Source organism: Nonomuraea sp. 3-1Str (genome assembly GCF_031570565.1).
In the GTDB taxonomy this organism is placed as follows: Bacteria; Actinomycetota; Actinomycetes; order Streptosporangiales; family Streptosporangiaceae; genus Nonomuraea.
In genome coordinates, this window is the sequence record NZ_JALHBK010000027.1 from 56,215 (window position 1) to 82,277 (window position 26,063).

Annotated in this window: 29 protein-coding genes; 11 read left to right on the forward strand and 18 right to left on the reverse strand. The window is 72.8% G+C overall.

Annotated features, from left to right (window positions below; all coding sequences use genetic code 11):
- Positions 1–23 precede the first annotated feature (23 nt).
- Together MTP10_RS32510 and thiE are read left to right on the forward strand one after the other, a co-directional pair.
- On the forward strand, positions 24–398 hold the full coding sequence (locus MTP10_RS32510) for an Rv2175c family DNA-binding protein (protein ID WP_310714270.1): 375 nt from the start codon (positions 24–26) through the stop codon (positions 396–398).
- The gene (thiE, locus tag MTP10_RS32515) at positions 376–1,011 is read left to right on the forward strand and encodes a thiamine phosphate synthase (RefSeq protein WP_310714273.1); all 636 of its coding nucleotides are present in this window, start codon (positions 376–378) and stop codon (positions 1,009–1,011) included. Before MTP10_RS32510 ends, thiE begins: the two co-directional genes overlap by 23 nt.
- A 45-nt stretch (positions 1,012–1,056) precedes the next feature.
- Here thiE and MTP10_RS32520 read toward each other — a convergent pair whose 3' ends face one another.
- Positions 1,057–2,124 carry a polyprenyl synthetase family protein gene (locus tag MTP10_RS32520; protein ID WP_310714276.1) on the reverse strand — a complete coding sequence of 356 codons (1,068 nt, stop codon included), beginning with the start codon at positions 2,122–2,124 and terminating at the stop codon, positions 1,057–1,059.
- A 90-nt stretch (positions 2,125–2,214) separates the two neighbouring features.
- On the opposite strand from MTP10_RS32520, the gene metF reads away from it, so the two are divergent.
- Entirely contained in the window at positions 2,215–3,138 is a 924-nt protein-coding gene (gene metF / locus MTP10_RS32525; RefSeq protein ID WP_310714279.1) for a methylenetetrahydrofolate reductase [NAD(P)H], read from the forward strand.
- Positions 3,139–3,554: 416 nt separating this feature from the next.
- On the opposite strand, the gene MTP10_RS32530 is transcribed toward metF, so the two are convergent.
- Positions 3,555–4,136, reverse strand: coding sequence for a GNAT family N-acetyltransferase (locus tag MTP10_RS32530; RefSeq protein WP_310714280.1), 582 nt, complete (start codon positions 4,134–4,136; stop codon positions 3,555–3,557).
- A 10-nt stretch (positions 4,137–4,146) separates the two neighbouring features.
- On the reverse strand, positions 4,147–4,695 hold the full coding sequence (locus MTP10_RS32535; RefSeq protein ID WP_310714282.1) for a YbaK/EbsC family protein: 549 nt from the start codon (positions 4,693–4,695) through the stop codon (positions 4,147–4,149).
- A gap of 95 nt (positions 4,696–4,790) precedes the next feature.
- On the opposite strand from MTP10_RS32535, the gene MTP10_RS32540 reads away from it, so the two are divergent.
- Positions 4,791–5,597, forward strand: a complete 807-nt coding sequence (locus tag MTP10_RS32540) for a L,D-transpeptidase family protein (protein ID WP_310714284.1) — start codon at positions 4,791–4,793, stop codon at positions 5,595–5,597.
- Positions 5,598–5,621: 24 nt separating this feature from the next.
- Here MTP10_RS32540 and MTP10_RS32545 read toward each other — a convergent pair whose 3' ends face one another.
- From MTP10_RS32545 to MTP10_RS32570, 6 genes are read right to left on the reverse strand one after another with little or no spacing between them, the layout of a single operon-like run.
- Entirely contained in the window at positions 5,622–6,518 is an 897-nt protein-coding gene (locus tag MTP10_RS32545; protein ID WP_310714285.1) for an aldo/keto reductase, read from the reverse strand.
- The gene (locus MTP10_RS32550) at positions 6,515–6,835 is read right to left on the reverse strand and encodes a cupin domain-containing protein (RefSeq protein WP_310714288.1); all 321 of its coding nucleotides are present in this window, start codon (positions 6,833–6,835) and stop codon (positions 6,515–6,517) included. Before MTP10_RS32550 ends, MTP10_RS32545 begins: the two co-directional genes overlap by 4 nt.
- Complete coding sequence (locus tag MTP10_RS32555) at positions 6,828–7,808, reverse strand: aldo/keto reductase (protein WP_310714291.1); 981 nt, start codon at positions 7,806–7,808, stop codon at positions 6,828–6,830. Before MTP10_RS32555 ends, MTP10_RS32550 begins: the two co-directional genes overlap by 8 nt.
- A gap of 3 nt (positions 7,809–7,811) precedes the next feature.
- Positions 7,812–8,717: a carbohydrate ABC transporter permease gene (locus MTP10_RS32560; protein ID WP_310714293.1), complete on the reverse strand. Its 906-nt coding sequence runs from the start codon at positions 8,715–8,717 to the stop codon at positions 7,812–7,814.
- A 5-nt stretch (positions 8,718–8,722) separates the two neighbouring features.
- The gene (locus MTP10_RS32565; RefSeq protein ID WP_310714296.1) at positions 8,723–9,643 is read right to left on the reverse strand and encodes a sugar ABC transporter permease; all 921 of its coding nucleotides are present in this window, start codon (positions 9,641–9,643) and stop codon (positions 8,723–8,725) included.
- Positions 9,640–10,116: a hypothetical protein gene (locus MTP10_RS32570; RefSeq protein ID WP_310714298.1), complete on the reverse strand. Its 477-nt coding sequence runs from the start codon at positions 10,114–10,116 to the stop codon at positions 9,640–9,642. Before MTP10_RS32570 ends, MTP10_RS32565 begins: the two co-directional genes overlap by 4 nt.
- 6 nt (positions 10,117–10,122) lie before the next feature.
- Between MTP10_RS32570 and MTP10_RS32575 the strand changes: the two genes are divergently transcribed.
- Positions 10,123–10,560, forward strand: a complete 438-nt coding sequence (locus MTP10_RS32575; protein ID WP_310714299.1) for a hypothetical protein — start codon at positions 10,123–10,125, stop codon at positions 10,558–10,560.
- A gap of 48 nt (positions 10,561–10,608) precedes the next feature.
- Here MTP10_RS32575 and MTP10_RS32580 read toward each other — a convergent pair whose 3' ends face one another.
- Positions 10,609–11,013 carry a RidA family protein gene (locus MTP10_RS32580; protein WP_310714301.1) on the reverse strand — a complete coding sequence of 135 codons (405 nt, stop codon included), beginning with the start codon at positions 11,011–11,013 and terminating at the stop codon, positions 10,609–10,611.
- A gap of 73 nt (positions 11,014–11,086) precedes the next feature.
- Here MTP10_RS32580 and MTP10_RS32585 point away from each other — a divergent pair, with 73 nt between their 5' ends.
- Together MTP10_RS32585 and MTP10_RS32590 are read left to right on the forward strand one after the other, a co-directional pair.
- Entirely contained in the window at positions 11,087–11,980 is an 894-nt protein-coding gene (locus tag MTP10_RS32585) for a LysR family transcriptional regulator (protein WP_310714303.1), read from the forward strand.
- Between the two features lie 100 nt (positions 11,981–12,080).
- Positions 12,081–13,940 (forward strand): hypothetical protein, encoded by a 1,860-nt coding sequence (locus MTP10_RS32590; protein ID WP_310714304.1) that lies wholly within the window; start codon positions 12,081–12,083, stop codon positions 13,938–13,940.
- Here the strand turns inward: MTP10_RS32590 and MTP10_RS32595 are convergent.
- On the reverse strand, positions 13,894–14,751 hold the full coding sequence (locus MTP10_RS32595) for a hypothetical protein (RefSeq protein WP_310714306.1): 858 nt from the start codon (positions 14,749–14,751) through the stop codon (positions 13,894–13,896). The two genes, MTP10_RS32590 and MTP10_RS32595, sit on opposite strands and share 47 nt — an antisense overlap.
- A gap of 329 nt (positions 14,752–15,080) precedes the next feature.
- On the opposite strand from MTP10_RS32595, the gene MTP10_RS32600 reads away from it, so the two are divergent.
- Entirely contained in the window at positions 15,081–15,809 is a 729-nt protein-coding gene (locus tag MTP10_RS32600; RefSeq protein ID WP_310714307.1) for a hypothetical protein, read from the forward strand.
- On the opposite strand, the gene MTP10_RS32605 is transcribed toward MTP10_RS32600, so the two are convergent.
- Both MTP10_RS32605 and MTP10_RS32610 read right to left on the reverse strand, forming a co-directional pair.
- A complete protein-coding gene (locus MTP10_RS32605) occupies positions 15,787–16,953 on the reverse strand; it encodes an ROK family transcriptional regulator (RefSeq protein WP_310714309.1) in 1,167 nt (388 codons plus the stop codon). The genes MTP10_RS32600 and MTP10_RS32605 overlap by 23 nt on opposite strands.
- Before the next feature lie 123 nt (positions 16,954–17,076).
- Positions 17,077–17,682, reverse strand: a complete 606-nt coding sequence (locus MTP10_RS32610; protein ID WP_310714311.1) for a helix-turn-helix domain-containing protein — start codon at positions 17,680–17,682, stop codon at positions 17,077–17,079.
- A 94-nt stretch (positions 17,683–17,776) separates the two neighbouring features.
- Here MTP10_RS32610 and MTP10_RS32615 point away from each other — a divergent pair, with 94 nt between their 5' ends.
- The 3 genes from MTP10_RS32615 to MTP10_RS32625 all read left to right on the forward strand — a co-directional run bounded on the left by MTP10_RS32615 (position 17,777) and on the right by MTP10_RS32625 (position 19,987).
- Positions 17,777–18,973 (forward strand): cytochrome P450, encoded by a 1,197-nt coding sequence (locus MTP10_RS32615; protein ID WP_310714313.1) that lies wholly within the window; start codon positions 17,777–17,779, stop codon positions 18,971–18,973.
- 10 nt (positions 18,974–18,983) lie between these two features.
- Positions 18,984–19,178: a (4Fe-4S)-binding protein gene (locus MTP10_RS32620; protein WP_310714316.1), complete on the forward strand. Its 195-nt coding sequence runs from the start codon at positions 18,984–18,986 to the stop codon at positions 19,176–19,178.
- 362 nt (positions 19,179–19,540) lie between these two features.
- Positions 19,541–19,987: an SAV_6107 family HEPN domain-containing protein gene (locus MTP10_RS32625; protein WP_310714318.1), complete on the forward strand. Its 447-nt coding sequence runs from the start codon at positions 19,541–19,543 to the stop codon at positions 19,985–19,987.
- A 693-nt stretch (positions 19,988–20,680) separates the two neighbouring features.
- Here the strand turns inward: MTP10_RS32625 and MTP10_RS32630 are convergent.
- The 5 genes from MTP10_RS32630 to MTP10_RS32650 all read right to left on the reverse strand — a co-directional run bounded on the left by MTP10_RS32630 (position 20,681) and on the right by MTP10_RS32650 (position 26,044).
- Positions 20,681–21,175 (reverse strand): transcriptional regulator, encoded by a 495-nt coding sequence (locus MTP10_RS32630; protein WP_026214021.1) that lies wholly within the window; start codon positions 21,173–21,175, stop codon positions 20,681–20,683.
- Between the two features lie 303 nt (positions 21,176–21,478).
- A complete protein-coding gene (locus MTP10_RS32635; RefSeq protein WP_310714331.1) occupies positions 21,479–22,345 on the reverse strand; it encodes a universal stress protein in 867 nt (288 codons plus the stop codon).
- Positions 22,345–23,766 carry an amino acid permease gene (locus MTP10_RS32640; protein WP_310714333.1) on the reverse strand — a complete coding sequence of 474 codons (1,422 nt, stop codon included), beginning with the start codon at positions 23,764–23,766 and terminating at the stop codon, positions 22,345–22,347. The genes MTP10_RS32635 and MTP10_RS32640 overlap by 1 nt, the downstream gene beginning before the upstream one ends.
- A 42-nt stretch (positions 23,767–23,808) precedes the next feature.
- Positions 23,809–24,744, reverse strand: a complete 936-nt coding sequence (arcC, locus tag MTP10_RS32645; RefSeq protein WP_310714335.1) for a carbamate kinase — start codon at positions 24,742–24,744, stop codon at positions 23,809–23,811.
- Between the two features lie 55 nt (positions 24,745–24,799).
- Entirely contained in the window at positions 24,800–26,044 is a 1,245-nt protein-coding gene (locus tag MTP10_RS32650) for an arginine deiminase (protein WP_310714337.1), read from the reverse strand.
- Positions 26,045–26,063 lie beyond the last annotated feature (19 nt).

The window sequence follows — 26,063 nt, forward strand, 5'->3', positions numbered from 1 at the left end:
CGCCATGTGGTAGTTGTGGTTTCGTGACGCTTTCTGTTGCACAGATCGACCGGGAGACCGACCAGCTCGTCAACGAGTGGCTCACTCTCCCCGAGGTGGCCGACCGCCTGCAGCTCTCGCTCGGGCGGACCAAGCAACTCCTCAAGGACCACAAGCTGCTCGGCGTGCGCCGGGGCAGCGGCGGGCCGCACGTGCCCGCGGTGTTCCTTGACGGAAGGGACGTGATGAAGGGCCTGCCCGGCACGCTGACCGTGCTGCTGGACGCGGGCTACGACGACGCCGAGGCGCTGCGGTGGCTGTTCACCCCGGACGACTCGCTGCCCGGCTCGCCCGTCGAGGCGATCCGCGCGGGCCGCCACACCGAGGTCAAGCGGCGTGCCCAGGCCCTCGCTTTCTGACGCCCGGCTCTACCTCTGCACCGACGGCCGGCGCCGGCGCGGTGACCTGGCCGAGTTCCTCGACGCCGTGCTCGCCAACGGCGTCGACGTCGTCCAGCTCCGCGAGAAGGGCCTGGAGGCGCGGGAGGAGCTCGAGCTGCTGGAGGTCTTCCGCGACGCCTGCGACCGGCACGGCAGGCTGCTGGCCGTCAACGACCGGGCGGACGTGGCCTACGCCGCCCGGCCCGACGTGCTCCACCTGGGGCAGGACGACCTTCCGGTGGGCGTCGCGCGGGAGATACTCGGCGACGACATCCTCATCGGCAGGTCCACCCACTCCACCGCCGAGGCGTCCGCCGCCGCGGTGGAGGAGGGCGTCGACTACTTCTGCTGCGGGCCGACCTGGCCCACCCCGACCAAGCCGGGCCGTCCCGCGCCGGGGCCGTCGCTGCTGCGGCACGCGGCCTCGATCGCCACGGACCGGCCGTGGTTCGCCATCGGCGGCATCGACCTGGACAACCTCGACGAGGTCATGGCGTGCGGGGCGACCCGCGTCGTCGTGGTGCGGGCGATCACCGAGGCCGACGACCCGGGCGCGGCGGCGGCGGAGTTCGCCAAGCGCCTGGCCCGCTGACCCGGTCACGACGCTCCCCCGCGCCCGTGGAAGCGCGGGGGAGGGTCAGGCCTTGCGGGAGGTGGCCGCGACGGCCAGGTCGGCCAGCGCGGAGCGCGCCCCGGCCGTGATCGGCGCCTTGTCCAGGCAGGCCAGGGCCTCCTGCAGGTACGCCCCGATCAGGTCCTCGCACTCCCGCAGCGCTCCCGTGTCCTCGATGACCTCCCGCAGCGCCGCCACGCCCCGGTCGTCGAGTCCCGGGTCGCCGAGCAGGCTCCGCACCAGCGCGGCCTGCGTGGGGGTGGCGGCGGCCAGGGTGCGCGCCACGAGCATCGTCCGCTTGCCCTCGCGCAGGTCGTCGCCGGCCGGCTTGCCGGTGGCCGCCGGGTCGCCGAACACGCCGAGGATGTCGTCGCGCATCTGGAACGCGATCCCCACCCGCGTGCCGTACGTGGTGCACAGCTCGTCCATCCACGGCGCCAGCTCGCCCGCCGCGAGGACCAGACCGAGCCGGAGGGGCTGCTCCACGGAGTACTTGCCGCTCTTGTACAGGGCGACGCGCAGCGCCGACTCGAACGTGTTCTCCCCGTGGGCCTGCTCCAGCAGGTCGAGGTACTGGCCGCACATCAGCTCGGTGCGCATGTGGTCGTGGACCGGCTGCGCCGCCGCGATCGACTCCGGCGGCAGGCCGCTGCCGCGCCACATCTCGCCGGACCAGATCAGCAGCAGGTTGCCCAGCAGGATCGCCGCGCCCACGCCGAACTGCTCGGCCGACCCGTGCCAGCCGGCCCCCGCGTGCATCGTCTCGAACCGGCGGTGCGCCGACGGCATCCCGCGGCGCAGGTCGCTCTTGTCCATCACGTCGTCGTGGACCAGCGCGCTGGCCTGGAGCAGCTCCAGCGACGCCGCGGCCGGGTAGATGCCCGGCTCGTCCGCGCCGCCCGCCCCGCGCCACCCCCAGTAGCAGAACGCGGGACGCAGCCGCTTGCCGCCGGCCAGCAGCTCTTTGGCGGCCAGGCGGAGCGGCTCCAGCTCCGGCGCGCCCGTGAGCGGCAGTTGCCGGTCGACGAACTCCCTCAGGCAACGGTCCACCTGTTCGCGCAAGGTGTCCATGCTCGCGGCCTCAGTGTTCATGCCTTGAGACTAGTGGCCGCCGGGTGGCGCCCGGCTCTCCAGGGACAAGGGTGACCGCTGGTGCGGGCCCCGCCACGGTAACCTTGGGGCATGGCGCTTGGTCGACCTTCCGTCCTGCCCGATCGTGTCCCCACCGTGCGCGAGCTTCTCGCCTCCGGTGGCCGGTCGTTCTCCTTCGAGTTCTTCCCCCCGAAGACCGACGAGGGCGAGCGGCAGCTGTGGCGGGCGATCAGGGAGCTGGAGTCGCTGCGGCCGACGTTCGTGTCCGTGACGTACGGCGCGGGCGGCACCACGCGCGACCGCACGGTCGACATCGTCGAGCGGGTCGCCCACGGCACCACGCTCACGCCGGTGGCCCACTTCACCGCCGTCAACCACTCCGTCCGCGAGCTGCGCCACCTCGTCGGCCGGTTCGCCGACGCGGGGGTGCGCAACATCCTGGCCGTGCGGGGCGACCCGCCCGGCGACCCGACCGGCGAGTGGGTCCGGCATCCCGACGGCGTCGAGTACGCCGAGGACCTGGTGCGGCTCATCCGGCAGGCCGGCGACTTCTGCGTGGGCGTGGCGGCGTTCCCCTACAAGCACCCGCGCTCGCCGTCCATCGAGGCCGACACCGACTTCTTCGTCCGCAAGTGCCGGGCGGGCGCCGACTACGCGATCACGCAGATGTTCTTCCAGGCGGACGACTACCTGCGGCTGCGCGACCGGGTCGCCGCCCAGGGCTGCGACACGCCGATCATCCCGTGCATCATGCCGGTCACCCAGATGAGCACGATCGCCCGGTCGGAGCAGCTCTCGGGCGCGCCGTTCCCGCCGGAGCTCGCGGCCCGCTTCGAGGCGGTCGCCGACGACCCGGCGGCGGTGCGGCGGCTCGGCATCGAGCACGGGGCCGAGCTGTGCCAGCGGCTGCTCGACGAGGGCGCGCCGGGCATCCACTTCATCACGTTCAACCGGTCGAGCGCCTCGCGCGAGGTCTTCCAGCTCCTGTCACGCCCGGAGCCGGTCGCGGTCTGAGGCGTTCCTCCGCACACGACTCCGCACACGTCGAAGCGCCCGCCCCCTGACGGGGACGGGCGCTTCGACGTGTGCGTACCGGTGTGCAGGTCGCCTCTCGGCGAGTGGCACAACGCGGCTCCAGCCGAACGGTATTCCGCGAAGGCGATAGATGAGGCCCGGGGACACTGGACACACCGGCCACGTGGAGTAGAACTCCTCCTTCCCGCGGAACATTCCCGCCGCCGCGAACACGTCTGCAGATGCCGGCCGGGGAAGTGGCCGGGTGGGCCCGCCACCCGCCCGCAGGGGGACCCGGCGGGTGACGGTCAGGGGTGGGTGGACGCGCGGTAGAGCGTCCATTACTTTGCGTAGTCATTCATGCCCCAGCGTCACGACCGCCAAACCGCCTGGTCAAGGCTTTACCAGGGGATCCGTCAGGCCAGCGGCAGGGGCCGCCCGGCGATCGCGTACTCTTCGTGACCGCCGGGGAAGACGAACCGGGACAGCAGGTCCGTGAAGCCCATGCTCGCGTACAGGTGACGGGCGGCGGTGGGCCGGTCGTGGGTGGACAGCACGGCCGAGCGCTCCCTGCGCCCCGCGCACAACGTGGTGATCATCGCCCGGCCGATGCCCTTGCCCTGGTGGTCGGGGTGGACGTGGATCTCGGCCAGCTCGAAGGCGTCGCCGAGCCAGGCGTCGGCCACCCGCGCCCCGGCCTTTTCCTCCAGGGCGCGGTGGACCACGTCGTGCCACCACTGGCCGGGCGCGCCGTGGAAGCCGTAGGCGAACCCGACGACCGGCGCGGGGCTCCCGTGGCCGGGCCCCCGATGGACCGCCGCGTCGCGCAGCTCGGCGAAGTAGCACTGGAAGCGCGGGTACATGCCGTGGTTGCGCATGATGGTGCGGCGGCCCGTGACCTGCTCCGCGGGCGGGCGCATGGCGGCGGTGTAGATGCCGATCACCGTGTCCAGCCGCTCGTCGAACTCGGCCGGCCCCGCCCCGCGAAACTCGATCACGCTGCGCACATTACTCGACGTCGGCCGGTGTGCCCCCGGTGATGCGCACCAGCTCGTCGAAGCTGGTCGGGAACACCGTGTGCGGATGCCCGCCGGCGGCCCACACGACGTCGTGCTTGCTCAGCCAGGTGTCGACGAGGGTGCGGATCGGGGTGGGGTGACCGACGGGGGCGACGCCGCCGATCGGCTGGCCGGTGGCCTGCCGGACGAACTCGGGCGTGGCCCGCCGCACCGACCGGACGCCGGCGGTGCGGGCGACCAGCTCGACGTCCACGCGGTGGGCGCCGCTGGTCATCACGAGCAGGGGCGTGCCGTCGGCGTCGAAGACGAGGCTGTTGGCGATCGCGCCGACCTCGCAGCCGAGCTGGGCGGCGGCGGTGGCGGCGGTGGGCGCCTTCTCCGGCAGGACGATGACCTCGCCTCCGGCGCCGAGCTCGCGCAGGGCGGACTGGACGATGACGGCGTTGGAGGGCAGCCCGGTGGAGCGGGCCGCCAGCTCCGCCGCCGTGGCGGGCGCTGATGGTTCCGGGCGCTGTGCGTCGGACGACTTCTCGGACATGTGGCCACTCTACGAGGATTGACCGTGCCATTACCTGGTCATGGTGGTGGTGTAAGGTCCTTTGATTCAATTGTTGAGCGGAAGAGGTGATTCGGGTGAGGGCACGACGTCTGCCGGGAATGGCGGCTCTCGTCACGGCCGGCGTGGTCGGCCTGACCGGCTGGGGAGCGGGACCCGCGTCCGCCGCCCCCACCGGGGCGCCGGCGATCACCACCCCGGCGATCACCGCCCCGGCCGGGGCCGCCACGACGGTCAAGGCGCCGCGCAAGACGCTGAAGCTGGGCGCGAAGGGCGAGGCCGTCGCGTGGCTCCAGCGCCGCCTGGCCGAGCTGGGCTACCAGCCGGGCAAGGCCGACGGCCGGTACGGCGGGACGACGCTGACGGCCGTGTGGGCGTTCCAGAAGGTCAACGGCATCGTCCCCACCAGCACCGTGGCCTCGCGCACCTGGACGGCGCTGGAGAGCCCCAAGGCGCCCAGGGTCCTCGTCCCCAACGGGAAGCCGACCCGCGCCGAGGTCGACCTCACGAAGCAGATCATGGTCCTGTACGTGGCCGGGCGGCCCAAGCTGATCACCCACATCTCGTCGGGCAGCGGCATCGCCTACTGCGAGACCGCGGTGTGGCAGGGCAAGAAGCAGCGCTTCTGCGGCTCGGCCCGCACGCCCACGGGCGACTACAAGACCACCTGGCGCAAGTCCGGCTGGCACACCTCGTACCTGGGCCGGCTGTACAACCCGATCTTCTTCAACGGCGGCATCGCGTTCCACGGGGCGCTGTCGGTGCCGCTGTCCCCGGCCTCGCACGGGTGCGTGCGGATGCCGATGAACGTGGCCGAGGTGCTGCCCGGGATGCTCGGCACGGGCGTGCCGGTGCACGTGCGGGGCGCCTTCCGGCGCGGCTGAGCACGGGACCCGCCGCGCCGGATCTCAGGGGGCCGGGACGGGCGTCTCCAGCGCGCGCCAGAGCGCCTCGGGCACGTCCCGTTCCAGGTCCCGCAGGTTCGCGGTGACCTGGGCCGGCTCGTGCGCGCCCACCAGCACCGAGCGGACCGCCGGGTGCCGGAACGGGAACTGCAGGGCGGCGGCCGTCAGCGGCACGCCGTGCTCGGCGCAGGCCCGGGCGACGGCGCGGACCTCGCCGGAGGCGTCCGGGGGCGGCGTGACCAGCTCGCCCCGGTGCAGCAGCGCCGCCGCGACGACCGTGATGCCGCGCTCCAGGCACAGCGGCAGCAGTTCCTCGAAGGCGGAGCGGCGCAGCAGCGTGCACTGGTTCGCGGCGAGCAGGACGTCGGGGTCGGCGTGGCGGACGAAGTCGAGGAGCATGCCCGACTGGTTCATGCCGACGCCGATGGCACGCACCACGCCCTGCGCCCGCAGGTCGGCCAGGGCGGGATAGGCCTCGTCCAGCGCCTGCGGCCAGTGCCGGTCCGGGTCGTGGATGTAGAGGACGTCCACCCGGTCGAGGCCGAGCCGTTCCAGCGACTCCTCGACGCTGCGCAGCACGCCGTCGCGGCTGAAGTCCCACTCGACGTGCCGGTCGTCGGGCACGGCGAAGGAGCCGTCGTGGCCCGGCCCGGGCCGGACGAGCCGGCCGACCTTCGTGGACAGGACGAACTCCGAGCGGGGCCGCTCACGCAGCGCGCGTCCCATGCGCCGCTCCGACAGGCCCAGCCCGTAGAAGGGGGCCGTGTCGAAGTGGCGCACGCCCGCCTCCCACGCGGTGTCCACGACCGCGCGGGCCTGCTCGTCGGAGATCGGGTGCAGGTAGTTGCCGAGCGGGCCGCCGCCCAGCCCGGCCCGGGGGAGCGCGAGGGGCGGCGTCATGGGACGCGCTCCGGGTGCGAGGGGACGGGCTCCAGGTGCAGCCAGGTGGTGACGACCTCCGTGACGGCCTCCAGGTGATGGTCCTCGCCCGGGTCGACGACGAGCACGTCGCCGGCGGCGAAGCCGGACTCCTCCCCGTCCAGGTGGAGCCGGCCGGTGCCGGAGAGGATGAGGAAGATCTCCGGGTCGGGATGCACGTGCCGGCCCTCGTCGTGGCTCACCTTCCCGGGCGGCAGGGTGGACACGCCGCCGGAGGCGACCCGGTAGCCGGGCAGCGAGACGCCGCCGGCCCACTCGGCGAGGGTGCTCCTACGCATCGACGCCCGCCTCCTTGGCGGCCCGGTCGATGGCGGCCAGCTCCTCGCCGGTGAAGTCCAGCCGGTCCACGGCCGCCACGTTGGCCTCCAGCTGCTCGGGGCTGGACGCGCCGACCAGCACGGAGGTGATCCGGGAGTCGCGCAGCGCCCAGGCGAGCGCGAGCTGGGCGACGCTCTGACCGCGCGCGGCGGCCAGCTCGCCGAGCGCGCGGACGAACGTCAGCACCTCGGGGGTGACCTTGTCGGCCGTCAGGAACCGCCCCTCGGCGGCGCGGGAGTCCGCGGGGATGCCGTCGAGGTAGCGGTCGGTCAGCAGCCCCTGCGCCAGCGGCGAGTACACCACGCAGCCGACGCCCCGCTCCTCCAGCACGCCCAGCAGCGAGCGCTCGATGCCGCGGTTGAGCAGCGAGTACGGCGGCTGGTGGACCAGCAGCGGCGTGCCGAGGCCGCGCATCAGCTCGGCGGCCGCGGCCGTGCGCTCGGGGGAGAAGTTGGACACGCCGGCGTACAGGGCGCGGCCGGTGCGGACCATGTGGTCCAGCGTCGCCACCTGCTCCTCCAGCGGCGTCCCGTCGTCGCGGTGGAGGTAGAAGATGTCGACGAAGTCGAGGCCGAGCCGCTCCAGCGACCGGTCGAGCGTGGCCAGCAGGTGCTTGCGGCTGTTGCCCTTGCCGTACGGGCCGTCCCACATGGGGTTGCTGCCCTTGGTGGTGACGACGATCTCGTCGCGCAGCCCGCGCAGGTCGCGCCGGTGGATCTCGCCGAACGCCGACTCGGCGGCCCCCAGCGGCGGGCCGTACCTGTCGGCGATGTCGAAGTGGGTGATGCCCAGGTCGAGGGCCTTGCGGATGATGGCCCGCTGCCCGTCGAGGGCCCTGCCGTCACCGAAGTTGTGCCACAGGCCGAGGGACACGGCCGGGAGCAGCAGCCCGCTGCGGCCGCAGCGGCGGTACGGCTGGCGTTCGTAGTCCAAGACTCACCTTCCCGCGATGCCGGTCAGCGTGACGCCCTTGATGAACGTCTTCTGCGCGACGAAGAACAGGACGACGATGGGCAGCATCGCGACGATCGCCACCGCCATCATCTGGTTGTACTGCGTGGCGTACTGCCCCGAGAACATCGCCAGTCCCAGCGGGATGGTGAACTTCTCGGTGGTCCGCAGGTAGATCACCGACTCAAGGTACTGGTTCCAGTTCCCGACGAACGAGAACAGCATGATGGCGGCCAGCGCCGGCTTCGACAGCGGCAGCATGACCTTCCACAGGATCCGCCACTCGCCCGCGCCGTCGATGCGCGCCGCGTCGATGAGCTCCTGCGGGATCGTGGTGAAGAACTGCCGCAGCAGGAAGATGTACAGGGCCACGCCGAAGAACTCGGGCACGATCAGCGGCAGGTACGTGTCCACCCAGCCCAGCTTGGCGAACAGGATGTACTTCGGCACGAGCGTGATCTCCCGCGGGATCATCATCGTGCCCAGCATGAGCGCGAACAGGAACGACCCCAGCCGCGCCCGCATCCGGGCGAAGGCGTAGGCGGGCAGGACGCAGGAGATCAGGTTGCCGGCCATCGACAGGGCCGTGACGATCACGCTGTTGACGAGGAACCGGGTGAACGGCAGGGTGCCGGTCCAGCCCTTGAGGTAGTTGTCCCAGTTGAAGGCGTCGGGCAGGAACTGCGGCGGGAAGGCCAGGTTCTCCGCGTCCGACTTCAGGGACGTCGTGACCATCCACAGGAACGGCAGCAGGAACACGCCGGTGGCGGCGACGAGCAGCACGTACGCGCCCGCGCGCCGGCTGCGCCTGATCCGCTCCGCCTGCCGGGCGGTCATGGGCCGTCCGGCGGCGCGGCGCCGGGTCGTGGGGTGCTCGATGGTGGAGTGCATGGGCCTCACCCGGCGAACTCGTAGTGGACCCAGCGCCTGGCCAGCCCGAACTGGACGAGGGTGACGGCGATGACGATGAGGAACATCGCCCACGACAGCGCGGCGGCGTAGCCCATGTCGAAGAACACGAACGCCTGCCGGTAGATGTAGAGGCCGAGCACCATGGTCGCGTTGGCGGGGCCGCCCTCGGTCATGATGAGGATCAGCGTGTACGCCTGGATGCTGGCGATGAAGCCCGTGACGACGTTGAAGAAGATGACCGGCGACATCATCGGCACGGTGACGCTCCAGAACCTCCGCCACCAGCCGGCGCCGTCGATCTCGGCGGCCTCGTACAGCGTGGCCGGGATGCCCTGGAGGCCGGCCAGGTAGATGACGATGGTGTTGCCCGCCCCCCAGACGCTCATGAGGATCAGCGCGGGCATCGCCCACTCGGTGGAGCCGAGCCACGGCGGGCCCTCGACGCCGATCAGGGCGAGCAGTTTGTTGATCAGCCCGTAGTCGGGGTGCAGGATGTTCAGCCACAGCAGGGCCGTGGCCACGCCCGACACCACCGACGGCAGGTACATCACGGTCCGGAACAGGCCCTGGAACCGCAGCGGCTGGTTGAGCAGCAGCGCCAGCCCGAAGGTGAACAGCACGCCGAGCGACACGGCGCCCACGCCGTAGGAGAAGGTGTTGCCGACGGCGTCCCAGAACTCCGGGTCGGCGGTCATCTTCTCGTAGTTGGCCAGGCCCGCCCAGGTGGGGCTGCTCAGCAGGTTCCAGTCGGTGGAGCTGATCGCGATCGAGGCCAGGATCGGCCCGCCGCCGAAGAGCACGAAGCCGATCAGCCAGGGCGAGAGGAACAGGTGGAAGCGCCGTGCCTCGCGGCGCGCCAGGGAGGAGCGGGCGCGCCGCGAGTGCCGGGCGGCGATGGCACTCATGCGATCTTGTTCTCCGCGAGCAGCGGGGTGACCTTCTCGGTGATCTCCTTGAGTCCGCTCGCCAGGTCCGTCTTGCCGATCATGACGCGCTCCCAGATGGGCTTGGCCGTCTCGACGACCTTCTTGTTGGCGGGCAGCTTGAGCACGCCGTCGCTGGTGCCGTACTCCTTCATGGCGTTCTTGACGACCTCGACGACGTCCTTGGGGATGCCGAGCGCCTCGGCGTTCGGCTCCCAGGCCGACTGGCGGGCGGGGGCGCTGATGCGGCGGAACTGCTGGCCGGCGGCCGACAGGTACTCGTTGAGGTAGATCCAGGCGGCGTCCTTCTGCGGCGACTTGGCGTACATCGCGAGGGCGCTGCCGATGACCGGGGTGAAGCGGCCCTCGGGGCCCTTCGGGATGGGCACCGCGCCCCACCGGAACGCCTTCTGCTTGGCCAGCTCGGTCAGGCTCCAGGCGCCGTTGATGGACATCGCGGCATGGCCCACCTTGAACGGCTCGACCTTCTCCAGCACCTGGCCCTGCCGGCCCCCGACCGGAGCCCCGGCGCGTACGAGGCCGAGCGGGTCGGCAACGTCTGGGAGGGCGCGGCCGAGCCCGCCTACTGCGCCGTCTGCTCCGGCGGGCGCAAGGTGCTGCTCATCGGCGGCAACATCTACGACTACGCCGTGGTCAAGGGGGTCCTGGCCGACACGGCCGGGGTCCGGCAGATGACGGTGCACGCGCTGGTGGACGGCTCCCAGTCGTTCCGGGTCAGCGTCAACGGGGCCGACTCGTTCGAGGTGCCGATGACCGGCGCCAAGGACACGGTCACCACCACGACGGTGCCGGTGACCCTGGTGGCCGGGGTGAACACCATCCGGTTCTTCCACCACACCGCCCGCGCCCCCGAGCTCGACAAGATCGTCATCAGGTAGGACGGTTACGGCCCGCGTCGCCGCGTCGGCGCAGCGCGGGCCGTGACCCTAGCCCGTCTCCCCGAGCCGTACGGGCAGCCGGGCGTCCACCTCGATCTCGATGCGCATGCGCGGGTCGGCCAGCCCGCAGACGAGCATGGTCGCGGCCGGCCGCACCTCGCCGAAGCACTCCCGCAGGACCGGCCAGCACGGCTCGAAGTCCTCCCGCTCCGGCAGCAGGTAACGCACCCGTACGACGTCGGCGAACGTGCAGCCCGCCTCGGCCAGCGCCGCCCCGATGTTGCGCAGGCACTGCCGGGCCTGCTCCACCACGTCCTCGGAGATGGTCATGGCCGCGTAGTCGAACCCGGTGGTGCCGGACACGTGCACCCGGTCGCCGTCCACCACCGCGCGGGCGTACCCGATGCGCTCCTCGAAGACGGACCCACTCATGATCGCGCGTCGCTCTGTCACGTCTGAGAACCGTAGGCCACCAGCGGTGATACGTCCAAGACGACTCCTGTCATGATGTGATATCCCTGCGCCTATGGACCGGCCCGAGCTCGCGCTGCACCAGCTCCACGCCTTCGCCGTGCTCGCCGAGGAGCTGCACTTCGGCCGGGCGGCCGAACGGCTCGGCATCGCGCAGCCGCCGCTCAGCCAGCAGATCAGGCGTCTGGAGCGCAGGGTCGGTCATGCGCTGTTCGACCGGGGGCCCGGCGGCGTCACGCTGACGCCCGCCGGGCACGAGCTGCTGCCGTCCGCCCGGCGCGCCCTCGGCGAGATCGCCGGCGGCCTCGACGCGGCCCGCCGCGCCGGCAGGGGGGAGACGGGCCGCCTCCGGATCGGCTTCGCGGCCACCCTCGCGCTCACCGTGCTGCCGCGCATCCTGCGGGCGTACCGCGACGGGCATCCGGGCGTGGAGGTGGAGATCCGCGAGATGACCACGGCGCCGCAGGTGGCGGCCCTGCGCGACGGCTCGCTCGACGTGGGGCTGCTGCGCGAGCCGCCCGAGGCCGACGGCCTGGTGGCCGAGCCGATCCTGTCGGAGGGGTTCGTGGCGGTGCTGCCGTCCGGGCATCCCCTGGCCGCGCGGCGGGCCGTGCCGGTGGCGGCGCTGGCGGGTGAGCCGTTCGTGCTGCCGCCGCGCGAGGCGGCGCCCACGGTCCACGACCGGATCGCCGGGCTGTGCCGTGCGGCGGGCTTCGAGCCGCGGGCCGGGCAGCGCGCGGTGGAGTGGCAGACGGTCTGCGCGCTCGTGGGCGCGGGCCTCGGGGTGTCGCTCGCCCCGGCGAGCGTCCGGGGGATCCGGCTCGCGGGCGTCACGTACCGGGGGATCAGCCCGCGCGGGGCGCGTACGACGGTCGCCGCCTGCCACCGCCGCGACGACCCGAACCCGCTGCTGGCCCGCTTCCTCCACACGGCGCGCACCCAGACATAACGCCCGGATAACCAGATGAGGTGACGGCCCGGTTAGCGGGCTTTTGCTGAACTGCCTGCTCTGAGCTCGGGAAACCCCGGGCTCCGAGCAGGGGGAGATCATGCTGTCCACGCCCGTCGCCCGTACCGAACGCGTCCCGCCGCCCGTCAGAAGGGCGGCGGCCAGGCGACGGAGCAGGTGGCCGGCGTGGGCGCTGGCGGGCGGCTGGGTGGTGCAGGTGCTGCTGCGGCTGTGGCTGTTCCGCTACCACACCGGCCCCGTCGCCAACCCCGACGAGACGGGCTACCTGGTCGCGGCCCGCTGGCTCGCCGGCGGCCCGGGGGCGGACTTCACGGGTTCGACGTTCTACCAGGGCGGCTACGCGCTGCTGCTCGTGCCCGCGTACTGGGTGACCTCCGATCCCGTCACGGTCTACCGGCTGGTGGTCGGGATCGGCTCGGCGGCGGCGGCCACGGCGTTCCCGCTGGCGGACCTGGTGCTGCGGCGGCTGGCGCTCGGGCGGCCCGAGGCGGTGGCGCTGGCGTTCGTGGCGGGGCTGTCTCCGGCGCTGCTGCTGTTCTCGGGGCTGGCGCTGGCGGACGCGGTGCTGCCGACGCTCGTGCTCGGCTGGCTGCTGGCCACGCACGACCTGGCGCGCACCGGCTCGCTCCGGAGCGGGGTGCTGGCGGGCGTGCCGGCGGGGTTCGCGACGGCGGTGCACCTGCGGGGCGCGGTGATCCTGGCCGTGTACGTCGTGACGGTGGCGGCGCTCCTGGTGATCCGCCGGCCCGACGGAGGGGGCAGGCGGCTCACGCCGCGGGCCGGGCTCGTCGCCTGGGGCGCCGGCGGGCTGGTCGCGGCGGCGGGGGCGGCGCTCAACGGCAGGCTGGCCTCGGCGGTGTACCCGGAGGGCGCCCGCGACCTGTCCCACCTGCTGGTGTCGCGTCTCACCACCCTCGACGGCCAGGCGTGGGCGCTCTCGGGGGCCGCCGGCCAGCTCTGGTACCTGATCGCCGGCACCTGGGGCCTCGCGGGCCTCGGCCTGGCCGCGGCGGCCTTCCACCTGTTACGGCGGGGCGGTCCGCCCGCCCGCCGCGTCCTGGCGGGCACGCTGCTGGCGGCCACCCTGGGAGTGGCGTACGCGTCCTCGGCGGCGCTGCCGGACGAGCACCGGGTGGGCAACTACGCCTACGGCCGGTACCTGGCGTGCGTCGCGGTGGTGTGGACGCTGGTGGGCCTGGCCGTCCTGGCGCGGGCGGTCCGCGCCGCCGCCCTCCGCCGCGCCATGCCGGGGCCGCGGGCCGTCCGGGCGGTGGCGGTGTACGCGGGCGCGGCCGCCGCGCTCATGGCCGTGAGCGGGGCGGTGGCGGCCTGGTACGCGGGTGACCGTCTCAGGCGGTACGCGTTCATCGCGTTCGACTTCCCGGAGGTCTCGTTCCTCAGCCGTACCTGGGACTCCCTCGACATGGCGCGGGCCTCGGCGGCGGCCCTCGGCCTGCTGGCCTGCCTGGTGCTGGCCGCCGGCCTGCCCGCACTGTCCGCCGGTGGCCGGGGCCGGGGCCGGGGGCGGTGGCTGTGGCGGGTGGCGCCACTCGTGGTCGTGCCGGCCGCCGTGAACGTCGCCTTCGCCGCCGGTCTCGCCCCCAGGGCCGCCCCGCCCGCCGGCCCCGACTGGCTGCCCGCGCCGCCGCCCCCCGGCAGGGTGGCCGTGGACGGCAGGGTGCGGTGGAACGTCCGGGTGCCCCTGACGTACCGGGTGTGGTGGACCCGGCTGGAGTCGTACGACGGAGCCCGCCAGGAGCCGCCGGCCGGCGCCTGCACGGCCGTGGTGCCTCCCGACGCGGGCGCCCCTCCGCAGGGCTGGACCGCCACGGGCCTGGGCGGGGCGCGCCAGGGCTGGACGAGCTGGTCCGGCCCCGGCTGCCCGCAGGGCGTCAGGCCGGGCGGGTCAGCGTCAGGAGCCCGCCCGTGGGCACCGTGAGCTCGTGCGCTCCGGCCGCCAGCTTCACCGTCCGCTCGCTCACCACGCGCCCCCGGCAGTCCCGCACCACGGCGCGCGCCGTGCCCCCGGCGTCCGTCACGCGGAGCAGCACGTCCGGCGAGTCGTCCGCGTTGGCCAGCAGCAGCGTGCCCGTCTCCGGCACCCGCACCGGCAGCGGCGCGTAGCGGGCGGTGACGACCACGCCGTCGCCCCGCGCCGTGACCTGCGGATACATGAGGTCCGGCCGGGCCGGCTCGAACGCGCCCTCCTGCAGCACGTCCGCGTGCCGCCTGACGAACCCGAGCCAGAAGCGCAGCACGTCGAGCTGCTCCGGCGTCTGCGCCGTGAGGTCCACGGAGATCTGCGGCACCGCGAACAGCGCGTTGACGAGCTGCGCCGCGACCCGCTCCGGCGACTCCGACGGGTGCCACATCATCATGTCCGCGTGGACGGCCAGCGGTCCCGCGATCAGCCGCAGGTCCACGGTGCGCTGCCGGTTGTGGGCGGGGCTGAGCGGGCAGTCGGAGGCGCGCACCATCGTCGCGTACGGCCACAGCCCCGGGCTCACGTACGGCTGGCGCAGCTCCACGAGGCAGTCGCGCGGCAGCATGGCCAGCAGCCTGCGCACCCCTTCGTTGACCGTCGCGCAGTCGGCGCCCGGCGCCGGCTCGGGCGGGTCCTCCACGGCGAACTGGTCGATGAAGTCGATCTTCAGTCCGTCGACGCCCCACTCCTCGACCGCCCGGGTCAGGTGCCCGGCCAGCAGCTCGCGCACGTACGGGTGGCGCGGGTCGACGACGGCCGCGTCCATGTGCTCCCTGTAGGCCAGCGTGTACGGCTGGACTCGCTCCCACTAGCGCGGTGTGCCGCCCCACGAACGGCAGCGCGTACCAGAGCAGGTACGCCTGCCCGGAGTCACGCACCCGGGCGACGTGCCCCGCGAAGTCGGGGAACGCGGCGGGCGACGGCTCCCACTCGCCGGCGTACCCGTACCCGTAGCCGCGGCCCCGGTCGTCGCTGTGCCAGCCGTCGTCCACGATGACCGCCTCGCAGCCCAGCGCGGCGGAGGCGGCGGCCTGCCGCTCCACGCCGTCGGCGTCCACGTGCTGCTGCATGGCGTACCAGGTGGAGTAGGCGGGCATGCGCGCCGCCCGGGGCACGGGGGCGGCGCGGCCGGCGCCCCACCAGGCGGCGACGTCCGCGAGCGTGCGGGCGAAGTGCCGCCCGCTGACGTCCAGCCGCAGTACCACCCCCGCGTCCGGCGAGGCGTCGTGCTCGACCCAGAACCCGAACTCCCCGGTCTCCTCCACGACCCCGGTGCGCGTGCGCACCGGCTTGACGACCTCGCCCGCCGCGTACGTGCACACCGACACGTCGCCGGCGCCGACGAGGCAGCCGACGGGCGCGTTCCGCTCCAGCGCGGCGGTGCGCGGCCGGCGCCAGAACGGCGGCAGCCCCCGGTGCTCGCCCCCGTCGGCCGCCCAGAACGCGGTCACGTCCACGCACGGCAACCGCCAGCCGACCCGTACGGGCGCCGGCCGGTCGGGCACGACCGTGATCTCGGCCACGCCCGGCGGTCCCGGGACGACGGTCCACGAGAGCGAGGCGGCGGCCATGGCGTCCAGCACGATCCCGGCGCCGCCGGCGGCGGTCAGGCCGGTCGGCACGCGCTCCTCGCGGATCGGCGCGAACGCCTCGTCGTGGGGCTGCCAGATGCCGGGGGCCAGGCTCACGGCCGCTCCCGCGTCGGTCGCTCCTGCGTCACGGCTCCTCCTGCGTCCCGGGTGGTCCTGTGTCACGGTGGGTCCTGTGTCACGGTCGGTCCTGCGTCACGGCTGGTCCTGTGTCACGGCTGGCCCTGGAGGGTGAACAGGGACTGGATGGCGACGGCGGCCGCGCCACGGGCCCACTGCTCGAACGGGCGGGGCCGCAGGACGAGCCGGCACTCGGCCGCGGCGCCGAACGCCTGCCCGGTGAAGCCCCGCCGGATCTGCTCCTCGAACAGGTCGTAGGCCGCCAGCCCCTGCACGTCGCCGGTCACGATGATCCGCTCGGGGCCGACGAGGTTGGCCATGGCGGCCACGGCCAGGCCGATGGCGTGCCCCGCGCGGGCGAACCCCTCGCGCGCCGCGGGGTCGCCGGCGTGGGCCAGCTCGATCGCGCCGTCGACGGTGAGCGCGGCGTCGCCGGTCGCGGACCTGACGGCCGCCAGGATGGGCGCGGTCCCGGCGATGGCCTCGACGCAGCCCCGCCCGCCGCAGTGGCACGCGGGCTCGTCACCGCCGACCGGCACGTGGCCGATCTCACCCACGACGCCGTGCGACCCGGCCACCACGCGGTCGTTGACCACCAGCCCGCACCCTATGCCGGCCCCCACCGTGACCAGCGCGAACGACGACGCCCCGAGGCCCTCGCCGAACCACTGCTCGGCCACGGTGAGCGACTTGACGTCGTTCTCGACGGTCACTGTCAGGCCGGTGGCCTCGGCGGCCAGCCGGGCCAGCGGCACCTGGCGCCAGGTGAGGAACGGCGAGTAGCGCACCACGCCGTGGGCCTTGTCGACGTCGCCGGACACGGCCAGGCCGAGCCTGTGGCACCGCTCCCGGTAGGCGGGGCGGACGTCGAGCAGCTCGGACACCAGCGCGGCGATCTCGGCCACCACCTCCTCGGCGGACGCCGTGCGCAGGGGCCGGCGGGCCGACTCCATGACCTGGGCGCGCAGGTCGGTGACCACGCCGATGAGCTCGTCGTCGGTGATCTTCACCCCGGCGAAGAACTGCCGGTCGGGCCTGATGGCCAGCGGGCTCGCCGGCCGTCCCGCGCCGGGGCCGGGCCGCTCGGTCGCCTGGAGCTCCTCCAGGTAGCCCGCCTCGATGAACGGGCGGGCGGCCTTGGTGACCGCGGCGGACGACAGGCCGGTCCGCCGGGCGATCTCCACACGGGACACCGGCCCCTGCGTGAGGACCATGGTGAACACGGTGGCCGACGCGGGGGTGGTGAGCGGTGCGAGCATGAGGCAAATTAACTTCGTTAGGAAAGGAATCGTCAAGCCGGCGGCATCCGCGTCCACGCCGCCCTGGCGGGGTCCTCGGACTCGCCGGCCGGACGGGTGTCACGGTGCGGCAGCGGGCGGGTGTCAGCCCAGCGAGCGCAGGCCGCGGAGGGTGATCTCGGTGGCGACCAGGGCCGCGTCCAGCGCCTGGTCCATGGACTCGCCCCGCTCGACGCTGGCCATGACCGCCAGCTTGGCCGCGCCCGCGAACGCGCCCACCGCCGCGGCGGCCTCCACCGGGCTCAGCCGCCCGCGGTAGGACTCGTGGAGCGCCCGCGCCAGCCGGAGCTGGCTGGTGTAGAGCAGGTGGAGGGCGCGCGCCTGGAGGGCCGGGACCGTCATCATGAGCCGGATCCGCAGCGGCATCTCCTCCACGGCGTAGTTCTCGTCCCCGGCGGCGTGGGCCAGCGCGTCCCGCGCGATCCGCGTCAGCAGGTCGGGCAGCGGCTCGTCCGGCGCCCGGTCCCGCACGAGCGCGGCCGTGCGCTCCATGCGGCTCTCCATGTCGTGGAAGATCACGTCCTCCTTGCTCGCGAAGTAGCTGAAGAACGTGCGCGTCGACACGTCGGCCTCCGCCGCGATCTCCGCGAGCGTGGTCTCCTCGTAGCCCTTCTCGGCGAACAGCCGGAGCGCGGCCTCGATCAGCGCCCGGCGCGTGCGCTGCTTCTTGCGCTCCCGGATTCCCGCCATGGCGGAACTGTACTGCACGCATTTTAGTTTTTCATCCGTTGAAAGTTTGCATTCGCTGATGTTTTGTGGAAGGTGACCCGGAAGGAGTCCACAGATGTCCGAGCTGACCATGTCCACCGACCGCGAACGCCCCTTCGACCCTCCCGACCGCCTCACCGAGCTGGGCGGGGAGGCACCTCTCCATCGGCTGACGTTCGCCGACGGCCACGAGGGCTGGCTGGCCACGGGCTACACCGCTGTGCGCGCCGTCCTGGCCGACCCCCGCTTCAGCAACCGGCCCGAGCACATCCACCCCACCATCCCGGCCCGCGCGGCCGTCGCCAAGGAGCTGCGGGAGAAGGCGTTCGTGCCGCCCGGGTTCTTCCTGCGCATGGACGCGCCCGAGCACACCCGCTACCGCAAGCTGCTCACCGGCCAGTTCACCGTCCGCCGGATGAAGCAGCTCGAACCCCGCATCGAGGAGATCACCCACGCCCGCCTCGACGCCATGGAGGCCGCGGGAAAGCCCGCCGACCTGGTCGAGCAGTTCGCCCTGCCCATCCCGTCGCTGGTGATCTGCGAGCTGCTCGGCGTGCCGTACGGGGACAGGGAGCGCTTCCAGCGCGACTCGAAGGCGCTGCTCGCCCTGGAGAGCGGGGCGGCGGAGGTCATGGATGCCATGACCAGCATGACTTCCTACCTCGGCGAGCTCATCCGGCGCAGGCGCGCCGAGCCGCGCGACGACCTGATCAGCGGCCTCGCCCAGGGCGGGGAGCTGGCCGACGACGAGCTGACCGGCGTCGCGTTCCTGCTGCTCGTGGCGGGGCACGAGACGACCGCCAACATGCTCGGGCTAGGCACGTACGCGCTGCTGCGCAACCCGGACCAGCTCGCCGCCATGCGCGACGACCCCTCCGTGGTGGACAACGGCGTCGAGGAACTGCTGCGCTACCTCACGATCATCCACATCGGCCCGATCCGCACCGCGCTGGAGGACGTCGAGGTCGAGGGCGTCGCCATCGCGAAGGGCCAGTCGGTCGCCCTGTCCCTGCCGGTCGCCAACCGCGACTCCGCCCGCTTCCCCGGCGGGGATACGCTCGACGTGACTCGGCCCGCCGGCGGCCACCTGACCTTCGGGCACGGCATCCACCAGTGCCTCGGGCAGCAGCTCGCCCGGATCGAGATGCGCATCGGCTACCGGGCGCTGCTGCGCCGCTTCCCCGGGCTGCGCCTGGCCGTGCCGCCGGAGGAGGTGCCGATGCGGACGGACATGAGCATCTACGGGGTGCACCGCCTCCCCGTCACGTGGTAGGGAGATCATCATGGAGATCAAGGCAGACACGACCGTGTGCATCGGGGCGGGCATGTGCGCGCTCACGGTGCCCCAGGTCTTCGACCAGAGCGACGAGGACGGCACGGTGGTCCTCCTGGAGACGGCGCCCCCCGAGGAGCTGGAGGAGGCGGTCAGGCGCGCGGTGACCCTGTGCCCGTCGGGAGCGCTGTCGGTCACCCCCTGACGCCGCGCGAGGGGTGCGTCGAGAGTCCCTTTCCGACATGCCGATCGAACCTGTGTTCTGAAACGGGTTGACACCGAGCGTGATCGAAATTATGTTCGACGTAGTGGCGTGAGGCTCGCGGCTCACGTCGAAGGACCTGGTCGCGGGCCACGCTTCCCCCAAGCGGGACCCGCGGTCAGGCTCCACGGGCGAAGGGCGTGTCCTCGTCGTCGGCGGAGACGAGTCGGGGCGCGTCCTGGCCGGACGGGGAGAGGGGAAGCTTCTCGTCCGGCCCGCCCGGCGGAATTGTCGGTGGCGCCTGCGATTCTGGCTTCACCGGTGGTGACGCCGGCAGCCGCCCACGACCCCAAGGAGGCGTGCACATGGCACCACAGTCAAGAGACCCGCAGGGTCCCAGGCTGTCGCCCGCCGTTCGGGCGCACCTGACGGATTCCCGTTCCTGCCTGGCGGAGGCGACGGTCGCGCGCACCCCGGCATCCCGATATGTGGCAGCACACCTGGCGGCGCTCCGAGCGGCCGCCGCGATCCTGGCCGCCCGGCCCCGGCCGATGGAGGGCCGCAGGCGCCGCCTGCGCAGCGCGTGGGAGCTGCTGCCCGAGGCGGAGCCCGAGCTCGCCGAGTGGGCCGCCTACTTCGAGGTGAGCGCCGCCAAGCGCGCCGCCGCCGAGGCGGGCATGGTCCGCGGCGTCTCCGCGGCCGACGCCGACGAGCTGCTGTCCGAGGCCGACACCTTTGTGACGCGAGTGGAGGAGAGCCTGGGGGTCCCTACCCAACCCCAGTTGCCCGTCGACGTTCCTTTGGCCGGGTGACCCGCCGCCGCACCCCACCGCCCCAGGGCCCGACCCTCTTCTAGCGCCCCTCTCGCCGGGCGCGCGCAGCATCCCGGTCAGATGGCGAGCCACGCCCCCTCGCGGCACGCGTCGCCTCGCCCGGTCACCTCCGGGGGCCCCTCACGCGCGGCGGGCGATTCTGGCTCATGCCCGCGTCGGCGCCCAGCTTGCCGGAGCGCTGCGAACGAGAAGCGTCACAGCGGGTCCCCCTCGCCCGAGCCGGCACACGGCCCCCGCACCGCCGCCCTCGAAGCGCGGCGGCCCACCCGCACGCGGCCTCCCGGTGCCCGGCCCACGAGCGCCGGCGGCCCCACGCTCCCGCCCCGAAGCGCCACCCGGCCCGCACGCGGCTTCCCCGCGTACGCCCGAAGCCCAGGCAGCCCGCACGCGGCTTCCACGCGTACGCGGCCTCCCCCGTGCACGCCGAGCGCGCGGCCCCACCCGAGTGCACGCCAGGAACAGCCCGCGGCCCCGAAGCGCAGGCGGCCCAAGAAGCGCAGGCGGCCCCGAAGCGCACGCAGCCGTACGTCAGAACTGGGGCCGGACACGCCTGAGGGGCGCGCAGTGCGGTGCGCGCCCCTCAGGTGAGGACATCGCCCCCGGAACGGGAGCCGACCGAGCGGGAGCCGGTGGGGCCAGGTGCCGGTGGGGCCGGGCCCGGGTCCGGCGGGGTCAGAACGACTCGACCGCCCGGCGGGCCTCCGCGTCGAGGACACCCCAGCTGATGAGCTCCTCCGTCAGCTCGCTGGGCGACTTGTCATAGATCACGGCCAGGGAGCGCAGATCCTCCTGGCGGATCGACAGCACCTTGCCGTTGTAGTCGCCACGCTGGCTCTGGATGGTGGCGGCGTAGCGGGCGAGCGCTCCGGCCTTCTCCTTGGGCAGCGTGGCCAGCCGCTCCAGGTCGATCACAAGCTTCGGGGTCGGCCCGAGCGGGCTGGGCGCGGCACCGCCCGGCAGGAGCTCGGAGACGGGCACCCCGTAGAAGTCGGCAAGCTCGGCAAGCTTCTGCACCGTGACCGCGCGGTCGCCACGCTCGTACGAGCCCACGACCACGGCCTTCCACCTGCCACGCGACTTCTCCTCGACCCCGTGCAGGGACAGACCCTGCTGGGTGCGGATGGCGCGCAGTCGTGCACCCAGCGACTTCGCGTACTCAGACGGCATCGTGTGGCCCCCCGGCTCTCGTATGTATCGCTATCAGTAGATTGTGCTCCCTCGCGGTGAACGCCGAAGCCACCGGGGGTCTGGTGCTGAATACGGCACCATCGGTAGCCATGGCCTTGGGTTTACCCCCAAAACGCCGCGAGGTGTGGTTACGCACAGTGACGGTAAAGGGGAGGACGCCTAAGGTCAAGCTGATTGGAAAAAAGATGCCGAATCCGATCCGGGAGGCTACGCCACATTAGTCCCAGTTGTCCCGGCAATAACGGTACTTCGTCACGATTTGTCGAGTACGAGATTTCCGTTTCACGGCTGCCGAGTGAGGATCATCACAGGGCACGTGGCCGCCCGGACGATCTTGACGGAGGTGTCACCGAGGAAGACGCGGCGCAGCGGCCCACCCGTGCTCGACGCGCACAGGAGCAGCTCCCCGCTCACCCAGGACGCGGTGGCGAGCGCCTGGCCCACGTTCCGCCCCTCCAGCACCTCGACCTCCACCTCCAGCCGCCGCCGGTGCCCCCGGGCCGCCGCCCTGAGGTCGGCCGCCGTCTGGTCGCGCAGCCGTTCGAGCATCCGCTCCTCGACCTCGACCCGCCTGCCGCTGCTGACGACCAGCGTCACCAGCCGCAGCGGCACCTCCAGAGCGGCCGCCGCCCGGGCGGCCGAGACGACCGCCGCGTCGGCGGACGGGCCGCGCCGGTAGGCGACCGTGATGCGCTCGAAGGCGCCCGGCGGCTCGTCCGCGAAGCCGCGCGGGGCCAGCAGCACCGGCACCGAGGAGGAGTGCAGCAGCTGGTCGGCGGTGCTGCCGATCTCGATGCGGCCCTTGCCGCCGCCCGGCGCCGAGCCGATCACGACGACGTCCGCCCCGCGCCTGCGGGCCAGCTCCACCAGCCCGCGCCCGCTGCCCTTGTGCATGTGGATCACGTAGTCGGCGTCGTCGCCCACGATCTGCCGGGCCTGGGTGAGCGTGCTCTCGGCCTGCTCCTCCAGGTAGGCGCGCCAGGCGGTCTCCTCCGCCCGCGCCGGTCCGGGCGTGGTCCAAGCCGGCGGCTGCACGGTCGCCACCGTGAGGCGCCCCCCGGCCTGCTTGGCCAGGAGCGCCGCCAGGACGATCCCGTCGCGGCCCCTCGGCTCGGGAATGGCTCCGGCGAGAATGTTGTCGAACCGCATCAGACCACCTCGGCGTTCAGCCGCGACTTGCGGAAGCCGTACAAGAAGTATCCGGCCAGGCCGGCCAGCATCCACAGCCCGAACGCGATCCACGTGACGCCCGCGAGCCCGGCCATCACGATGGCGCAGAAGATCGCCCCGAGCACCGGCGTGACCGGGAAGAGCGGCGTGCGGAAGCTGCGGGGCAGCTCGGGGCTGCGGTAGCGGAGGACGAGGACGCCCACGTTCACGATGAGGAACGCGAACAGCGTGCCGATGCTGGTGGCCTCCGCGAGCTGCCCGAGCGGGACGAACCCGGCGAGCACCGAGATGAACGCCGCGACGATCAGCGTGTTGGCGACCGGCACCTGGTGGCGCGGGTTGACCTTCTGGAACACGTGGGGGATGAGCCCGTCACGGGACATGGCGAACAGGATGCGGGTCTGGCCGTAGATGACGGTCAGCACGACGCTGGCGATGGCGATGACCGCGCCGAAGGAGATGATGATCCCGGCCCAGGTGGAGCCGGTGGCGAGGTCGGCCACCTGCGCCAGGCTCGCCTCGGTGCTCTCCGGGTTGAACCGGGTCCACGGCATGGCCCCCACCGCGGCGGCGGCGACGAGCACGTACAGGACCGTCACGATGACCAGCGACAGGATGATCGCCAGCGGTAGGTCACGCCTGGGGTTCTTGGCCTCCTCGCCGGCCGTGGAGGCGGCGTCGAAGCCGATGTAGGAGAAGAACACCTGCGAGGCGGCGGCGGTGATGCCGGCCACGCCCAGCGGCGCGAACGGCGTGAAGTTGCGCGCCTCGAACGCCGAGAACGCCACCACGCAGAAGAACGCCAGCACGACGATCTTGATGATGACGAACACGGCGTTGGCCGTCGCGCTCTCGGAGGCCCCGTACAGCAGCACCCAGGTGGCGAGCACGACGATGAGGATGGCCGGCAGGTTGATGACGCCGCCGTCCTGGCCGGGCGAGCCGATGATCGCGGCGGGCAGCTGCCACCCGAACAGGCCGTGCAGGAACGAGTTGAGGTACTGCCCCCAGCCGACGGCCACCGCCGCCACCGAGACGGCGTACTCCAGCATGAGGCACCAGCCGCACACCCAGGCGATCAGCTCGCCCAGCGTCGCGTACGCGTAGGAGTAGGACGAGCCGGACACCGGGATGGTGCCGGCGAGTTCGGCGTACGACAGCGCCGAGAACAGGGCGGTGATGGCGGCGAGCACGAAGGACAGCACCACCGCCGGACCGGCCTTGGGCACGGCCTGGCCGAGGATGACGAAGATGCCCGTGCCGAGCGTGGCGCCGACGCTGAAGAGCGTGAGCTGCCACAGGGACATGGTGCGGCGCAGCTCGCCGCCCTCACCCCGGCCGCCCTCCGCGACGATCTGCGCGGTCGGCTTGGTGCGGAAGAGCCGTTGGGCCAGTGTCACCGGGAACCTCCTTCGGACCTAGAGCCGAACCTGGAGCCGCGCCTAGAGCGTGCTCGTCAGGGGCCAGCGGGCGTTGGGCGTGACGATGGTGCCCGCGGAGCCCTCCAGGATCTGCTCCGCCTGGTCGAGCCGGCCGATGGCGGCCATGTCGCCCGTCGTCTCGACGAACCGGCACACGGCCTCGACCTTCGGCCCCATGGAGCCGGCCGGGAAGTCGAGGGCGCGCAGCTCGTGGGGGGTGGTGTGGCCAATCTCGCTCTGCCCGGGGGTGCCGAAGCCGCGCATGACGCGCGGCACGTCGGTGAGGATGAGGAACGCGTCGCACTCGAGCGCCTCGGCCAGCATCGAGGCGGTCGCGTCCTTGTCGATGACGGCCTCGACGCCCGACAGCCGGCCGTGCTCGTCGCGGATGACCGGCACGCCGCCGCCTCCCGCGCAGATCACGACGACTTCCTCGCGCAGCAACCGGCGGATGAGCCGGGTCTCCACGACCCGCTGCGGCGCGGGGGAGGGGACGACGCGCCGCCAGTAGTCCCCGTCCTGCTTGACGGTCCAGCCGTACTCGGCGGCCAGCTTCCCCGCCTCCTCGCGGTCGTAGACCTGGCCGACGAACTTGGTCGGGTCGTCGAAGGCCGGGTCGACCGCCGACACCAGCGTCTGCGTGACCATGGCGAGGACCTGGCGGCCGGGCAGCGCGTTCTGCAGGGCCTGCAGCATCCAGTAGCCGATCATGCCCTGGGTCTGCGCGCCGAGCGCGTCGAAGGGGTACGGCCTGGTCAGGTGCTGGTCGGCGGCGCTCTCCAGGGCGAGCAGGCCGATCTGGGGGCCGTTCCCGTGCGTGATGACCAGCTCGTGCCGCTCGGCCAGCTTGGCCAGCGTCCGAACGGACGAGGCCACGTTGGCGACCTGCGTGTGCGCGTCCGGCTGCTGCTGCCGCTGGAGCACCGCGTTGCCGCCCAGCGCGACGATGACCCGCATACGGTCCCTCCCCATCCCACCGAAGAAGCAGTCCCGCTCGAAGAAGCAGTCCCGCTCAGATGCCGTCGCGCTCGATCGGGCAGCTCATGCAGCGGGGGCCGCCGCGGCCCCGGCCGAGCTCGCTGCCGGGGATCGTGATGACCTCGATGCCGTTGTCGCGCAGGAAGTTGTTGGTCGTGGTGTTGCGCTCGTAGGCGATGACCACGCCGGGCTCGACGGCCAGCGCGTTGCAGCCGTCGTCCCACTGCTCGCGCTCGGCGGCGTAGACGTCCTGCGTGGGCGTGAGCACCTCGATGTCGTCGAGGCCGAGCGCGCGGCCGATGGCGCGGTGCATGTCCTCGGGCGGATGGTCGGTGACCTTCAGCTCCTTCTCGGTGTCGCCCGGCTCGATCGTGTACGACGGCAGCATGCCGAGCCCGGCGTACTTGGTGAACACGCCCACGTCCACCATGGTCATGACGGTGTCGAGGTGCATGAAGGCGCGCGCCTTCGGCATGTCCAGCGCCACGATCGTGCGCACCGACCCGGCCTGGAACAGCCGCTGCGCGAACATCTCGACAGCCTGCGGCCGGGTGCGCTCGCTCATCCCGACGAGCACGGCGCCGCGGCCGATGACGAGCACGTCCCCGCCCTCCAGCGTGGCCGGCGCGATCGCGTGGCCGGGCAGCCAGACGTGGAAGCCGCCCTTCTGCGGCTTGCCGAAACCGTCGGCGAACGTGGGATGGAACTGGTAGACGGCCTCCATGTTCACGGTCTCGCGCATGCGGGCCTTCTTGCGCATCGCGTTGATGGAGACGCCGTCGTACACCCAGCAGGAGGTGTCGCGGGTGAACAGGTGGTTGGGCAGCGGGGGCAGGACGAAGCCGTCGTAGGGGAGCGCGTGGTAGGCCACCGACTTGGGGTCGCAGTCCAGCTCCGCCAGCTCCCGCTTGGTGATGCCGCCCGTCAGGTACGTCTGCAGGGTCTCGGAGTCCATCGCGTCGAGCGTGTTGCGCACGTCGTCCACCGCCAGCGGGCCCATGAACCGCTCGTCCACGATCGCGTCGAGGATGTGCTTGCGCGCCTCGGGGATCTCGACGGTCTCCCGCAACAGGTCGGCCAGGATGTGCACCTCGACGCCGCGGCCGCGCAGCACCCGCTGGAACTCCTCGTGCTCCTCCATCGCCCGCTGCACCCACAGGACGTCGTCGAACAGGAAATCGTCCTTGTTGGTGGGCGTGAGCCGCTTGAGGGCCAGGTCCGGCTTGTGCAACAGGACCTGACGGAGCCTGCCCACCTCGGAATCGACATGGAACGTCATTGTCTGTCTATCCCCCGAG

What these genes read in the sequence shown, in the direction of transcription:
- MTP10_RS32575 (WP_310714299.1), top strand. Translation starts at nt 10,123, where the DNA reads ATGGCCCACCTTGAACGGCTCGACCTTCTCCAGCACCTGGCCCTGCCG.
- MTP10_RS32600 (WP_310714307.1), top strand. Translation starts at nt 15,081, where the DNA reads ATGCGCGCCGCCCGGGGCACGGGGGCGGCGCGGCCGGCGCCCCACCAG.
- MTP10_RS32615 (WP_310714313.1), top strand. Translation starts at nt 17,777, where the DNA reads ATGTCCGAGCTGACCATGTCCACCGACCGCGAACGCCCCTTCGACCCT.
- MTP10_RS32520 (WP_310714276.1), bottom strand. Translation starts at nt 2,124, where the DNA reads ATGAACACTGAGGCCGCGAGCATGGACACCTTGCGCGAACAGGTGGAC.
- MTP10_RS32595 (WP_310714306.1), bottom strand. Translation starts at nt 14,751, where the DNA reads ATGGACGCGGCCGTCGTCGACCCGCGCCACCCGTACGTGCGCGAGCTG.
- arcC (WP_310714335.1), bottom strand. Translation starts at nt 24,744, where the DNA reads ATGCGGGTCATCGTCGCGCTGGGCGGCAACGCGGTGCTCCAGCGGCAG.
- metF (WP_310714279.1), top strand. Translation starts at nt 2,215, where the DNA reads ATGGCGCTTGGTCGACCTTCCGTCCTGCCCGATCGTGTCCCCACCGTG.
- MTP10_RS32550 (WP_310714288.1), bottom strand. Translation starts at nt 6,835, where the DNA reads ATGCGTAGGAGCACCCTCGCCGAGTGGGCCGGCGGCGTCTCGCTGCCC.
- MTP10_RS32560 (WP_310714293.1), bottom strand. Translation starts at nt 8,717, where the DNA reads ATGCACTCCACCATCGAGCACCCCACGACCCGGCGCCGCGCCGCCGGA.
- MTP10_RS32590 (WP_310714304.1), top strand. Translation starts at nt 12,081, where the DNA reads ATGCTGTCCACGCCCGTCGCCCGTACCGAACGCGTCCCGCCGCCCGTC.
- MTP10_RS32535 (WP_310714282.1), bottom strand. Translation starts at nt 4,695, where the DNA reads ATGTCCGAGAAGTCGTCCGACGCACAGCGCCCGGAACCATCAGCGCCC.
- MTP10_RS32585 (WP_310714303.1), top strand. Translation starts at nt 11,087, where the DNA reads ATGGACCGGCCCGAGCTCGCGCTGCACCAGCTCCACGCCTTCGCCGTG.
- MTP10_RS32545 (WP_310714285.1), bottom strand. Translation starts at nt 6,518, where the DNA reads ATGACGCCGCCCCTCGCGCTCCCCCGGGCCGGGCTGGGCGGCGGCCCG.
- MTP10_RS32610 (WP_310714311.1), bottom strand. Translation starts at nt 17,682, where the DNA reads ATGGCGGGAATCCGGGAGCGCAAGAAGCAGCGCACGCGCCGGGCGCTG.
- MTP10_RS32625 (WP_310714318.1), top strand. Translation starts at nt 19,541, where the DNA reads ATGGCACCACAGTCAAGAGACCCGCAGGGTCCCAGGCTGTCGCCCGCC.
- MTP10_RS32565 (WP_310714296.1), bottom strand. Translation starts at nt 9,643, where the DNA reads ATGAGTGCCATCGCCGCCCGGCACTCGCGGCGCGCCCGCTCCTCCCTG.
- MTP10_RS32605 (WP_310714309.1), bottom strand. Translation starts at nt 16,953, where the DNA reads ATGCTCGCACCGCTCACCACCCCCGCGTCGGCCACCGTGTTCACCATG.
- MTP10_RS32630 (WP_026214021.1), bottom strand. Translation starts at nt 21,175, where the DNA reads ATGCCGTCTGAGTACGCGAAGTCGCTGGGTGCACGACTGCGCGCCATC.
- MTP10_RS32620 (WP_310714316.1), top strand. Translation starts at nt 18,984, where the DNA reads ATGGAGATCAAGGCAGACACGACCGTGTGCATCGGGGCGGGCATGTGC.
- MTP10_RS32570 (WP_310714298.1), bottom strand. Translation starts at nt 10,116, where the DNA reads ATGTCCATCAACGGCGCCTGGAGCCTGACCGAGCTGGCCAAGCAGAAG.
- MTP10_RS32650 (WP_310714337.1), bottom strand. Translation starts at nt 26,044, where the DNA reads ATGACGTTCCATGTCGATTCCGAGGTGGGCAGGCTCCGTCAGGTCCTG.
- MTP10_RS32635 (WP_310714331.1), bottom strand. Translation starts at nt 22,345, where the DNA reads ATGCGGTTCGACAACATTCTCGCCGGAGCCATTCCCGAGCCGAGGGGC.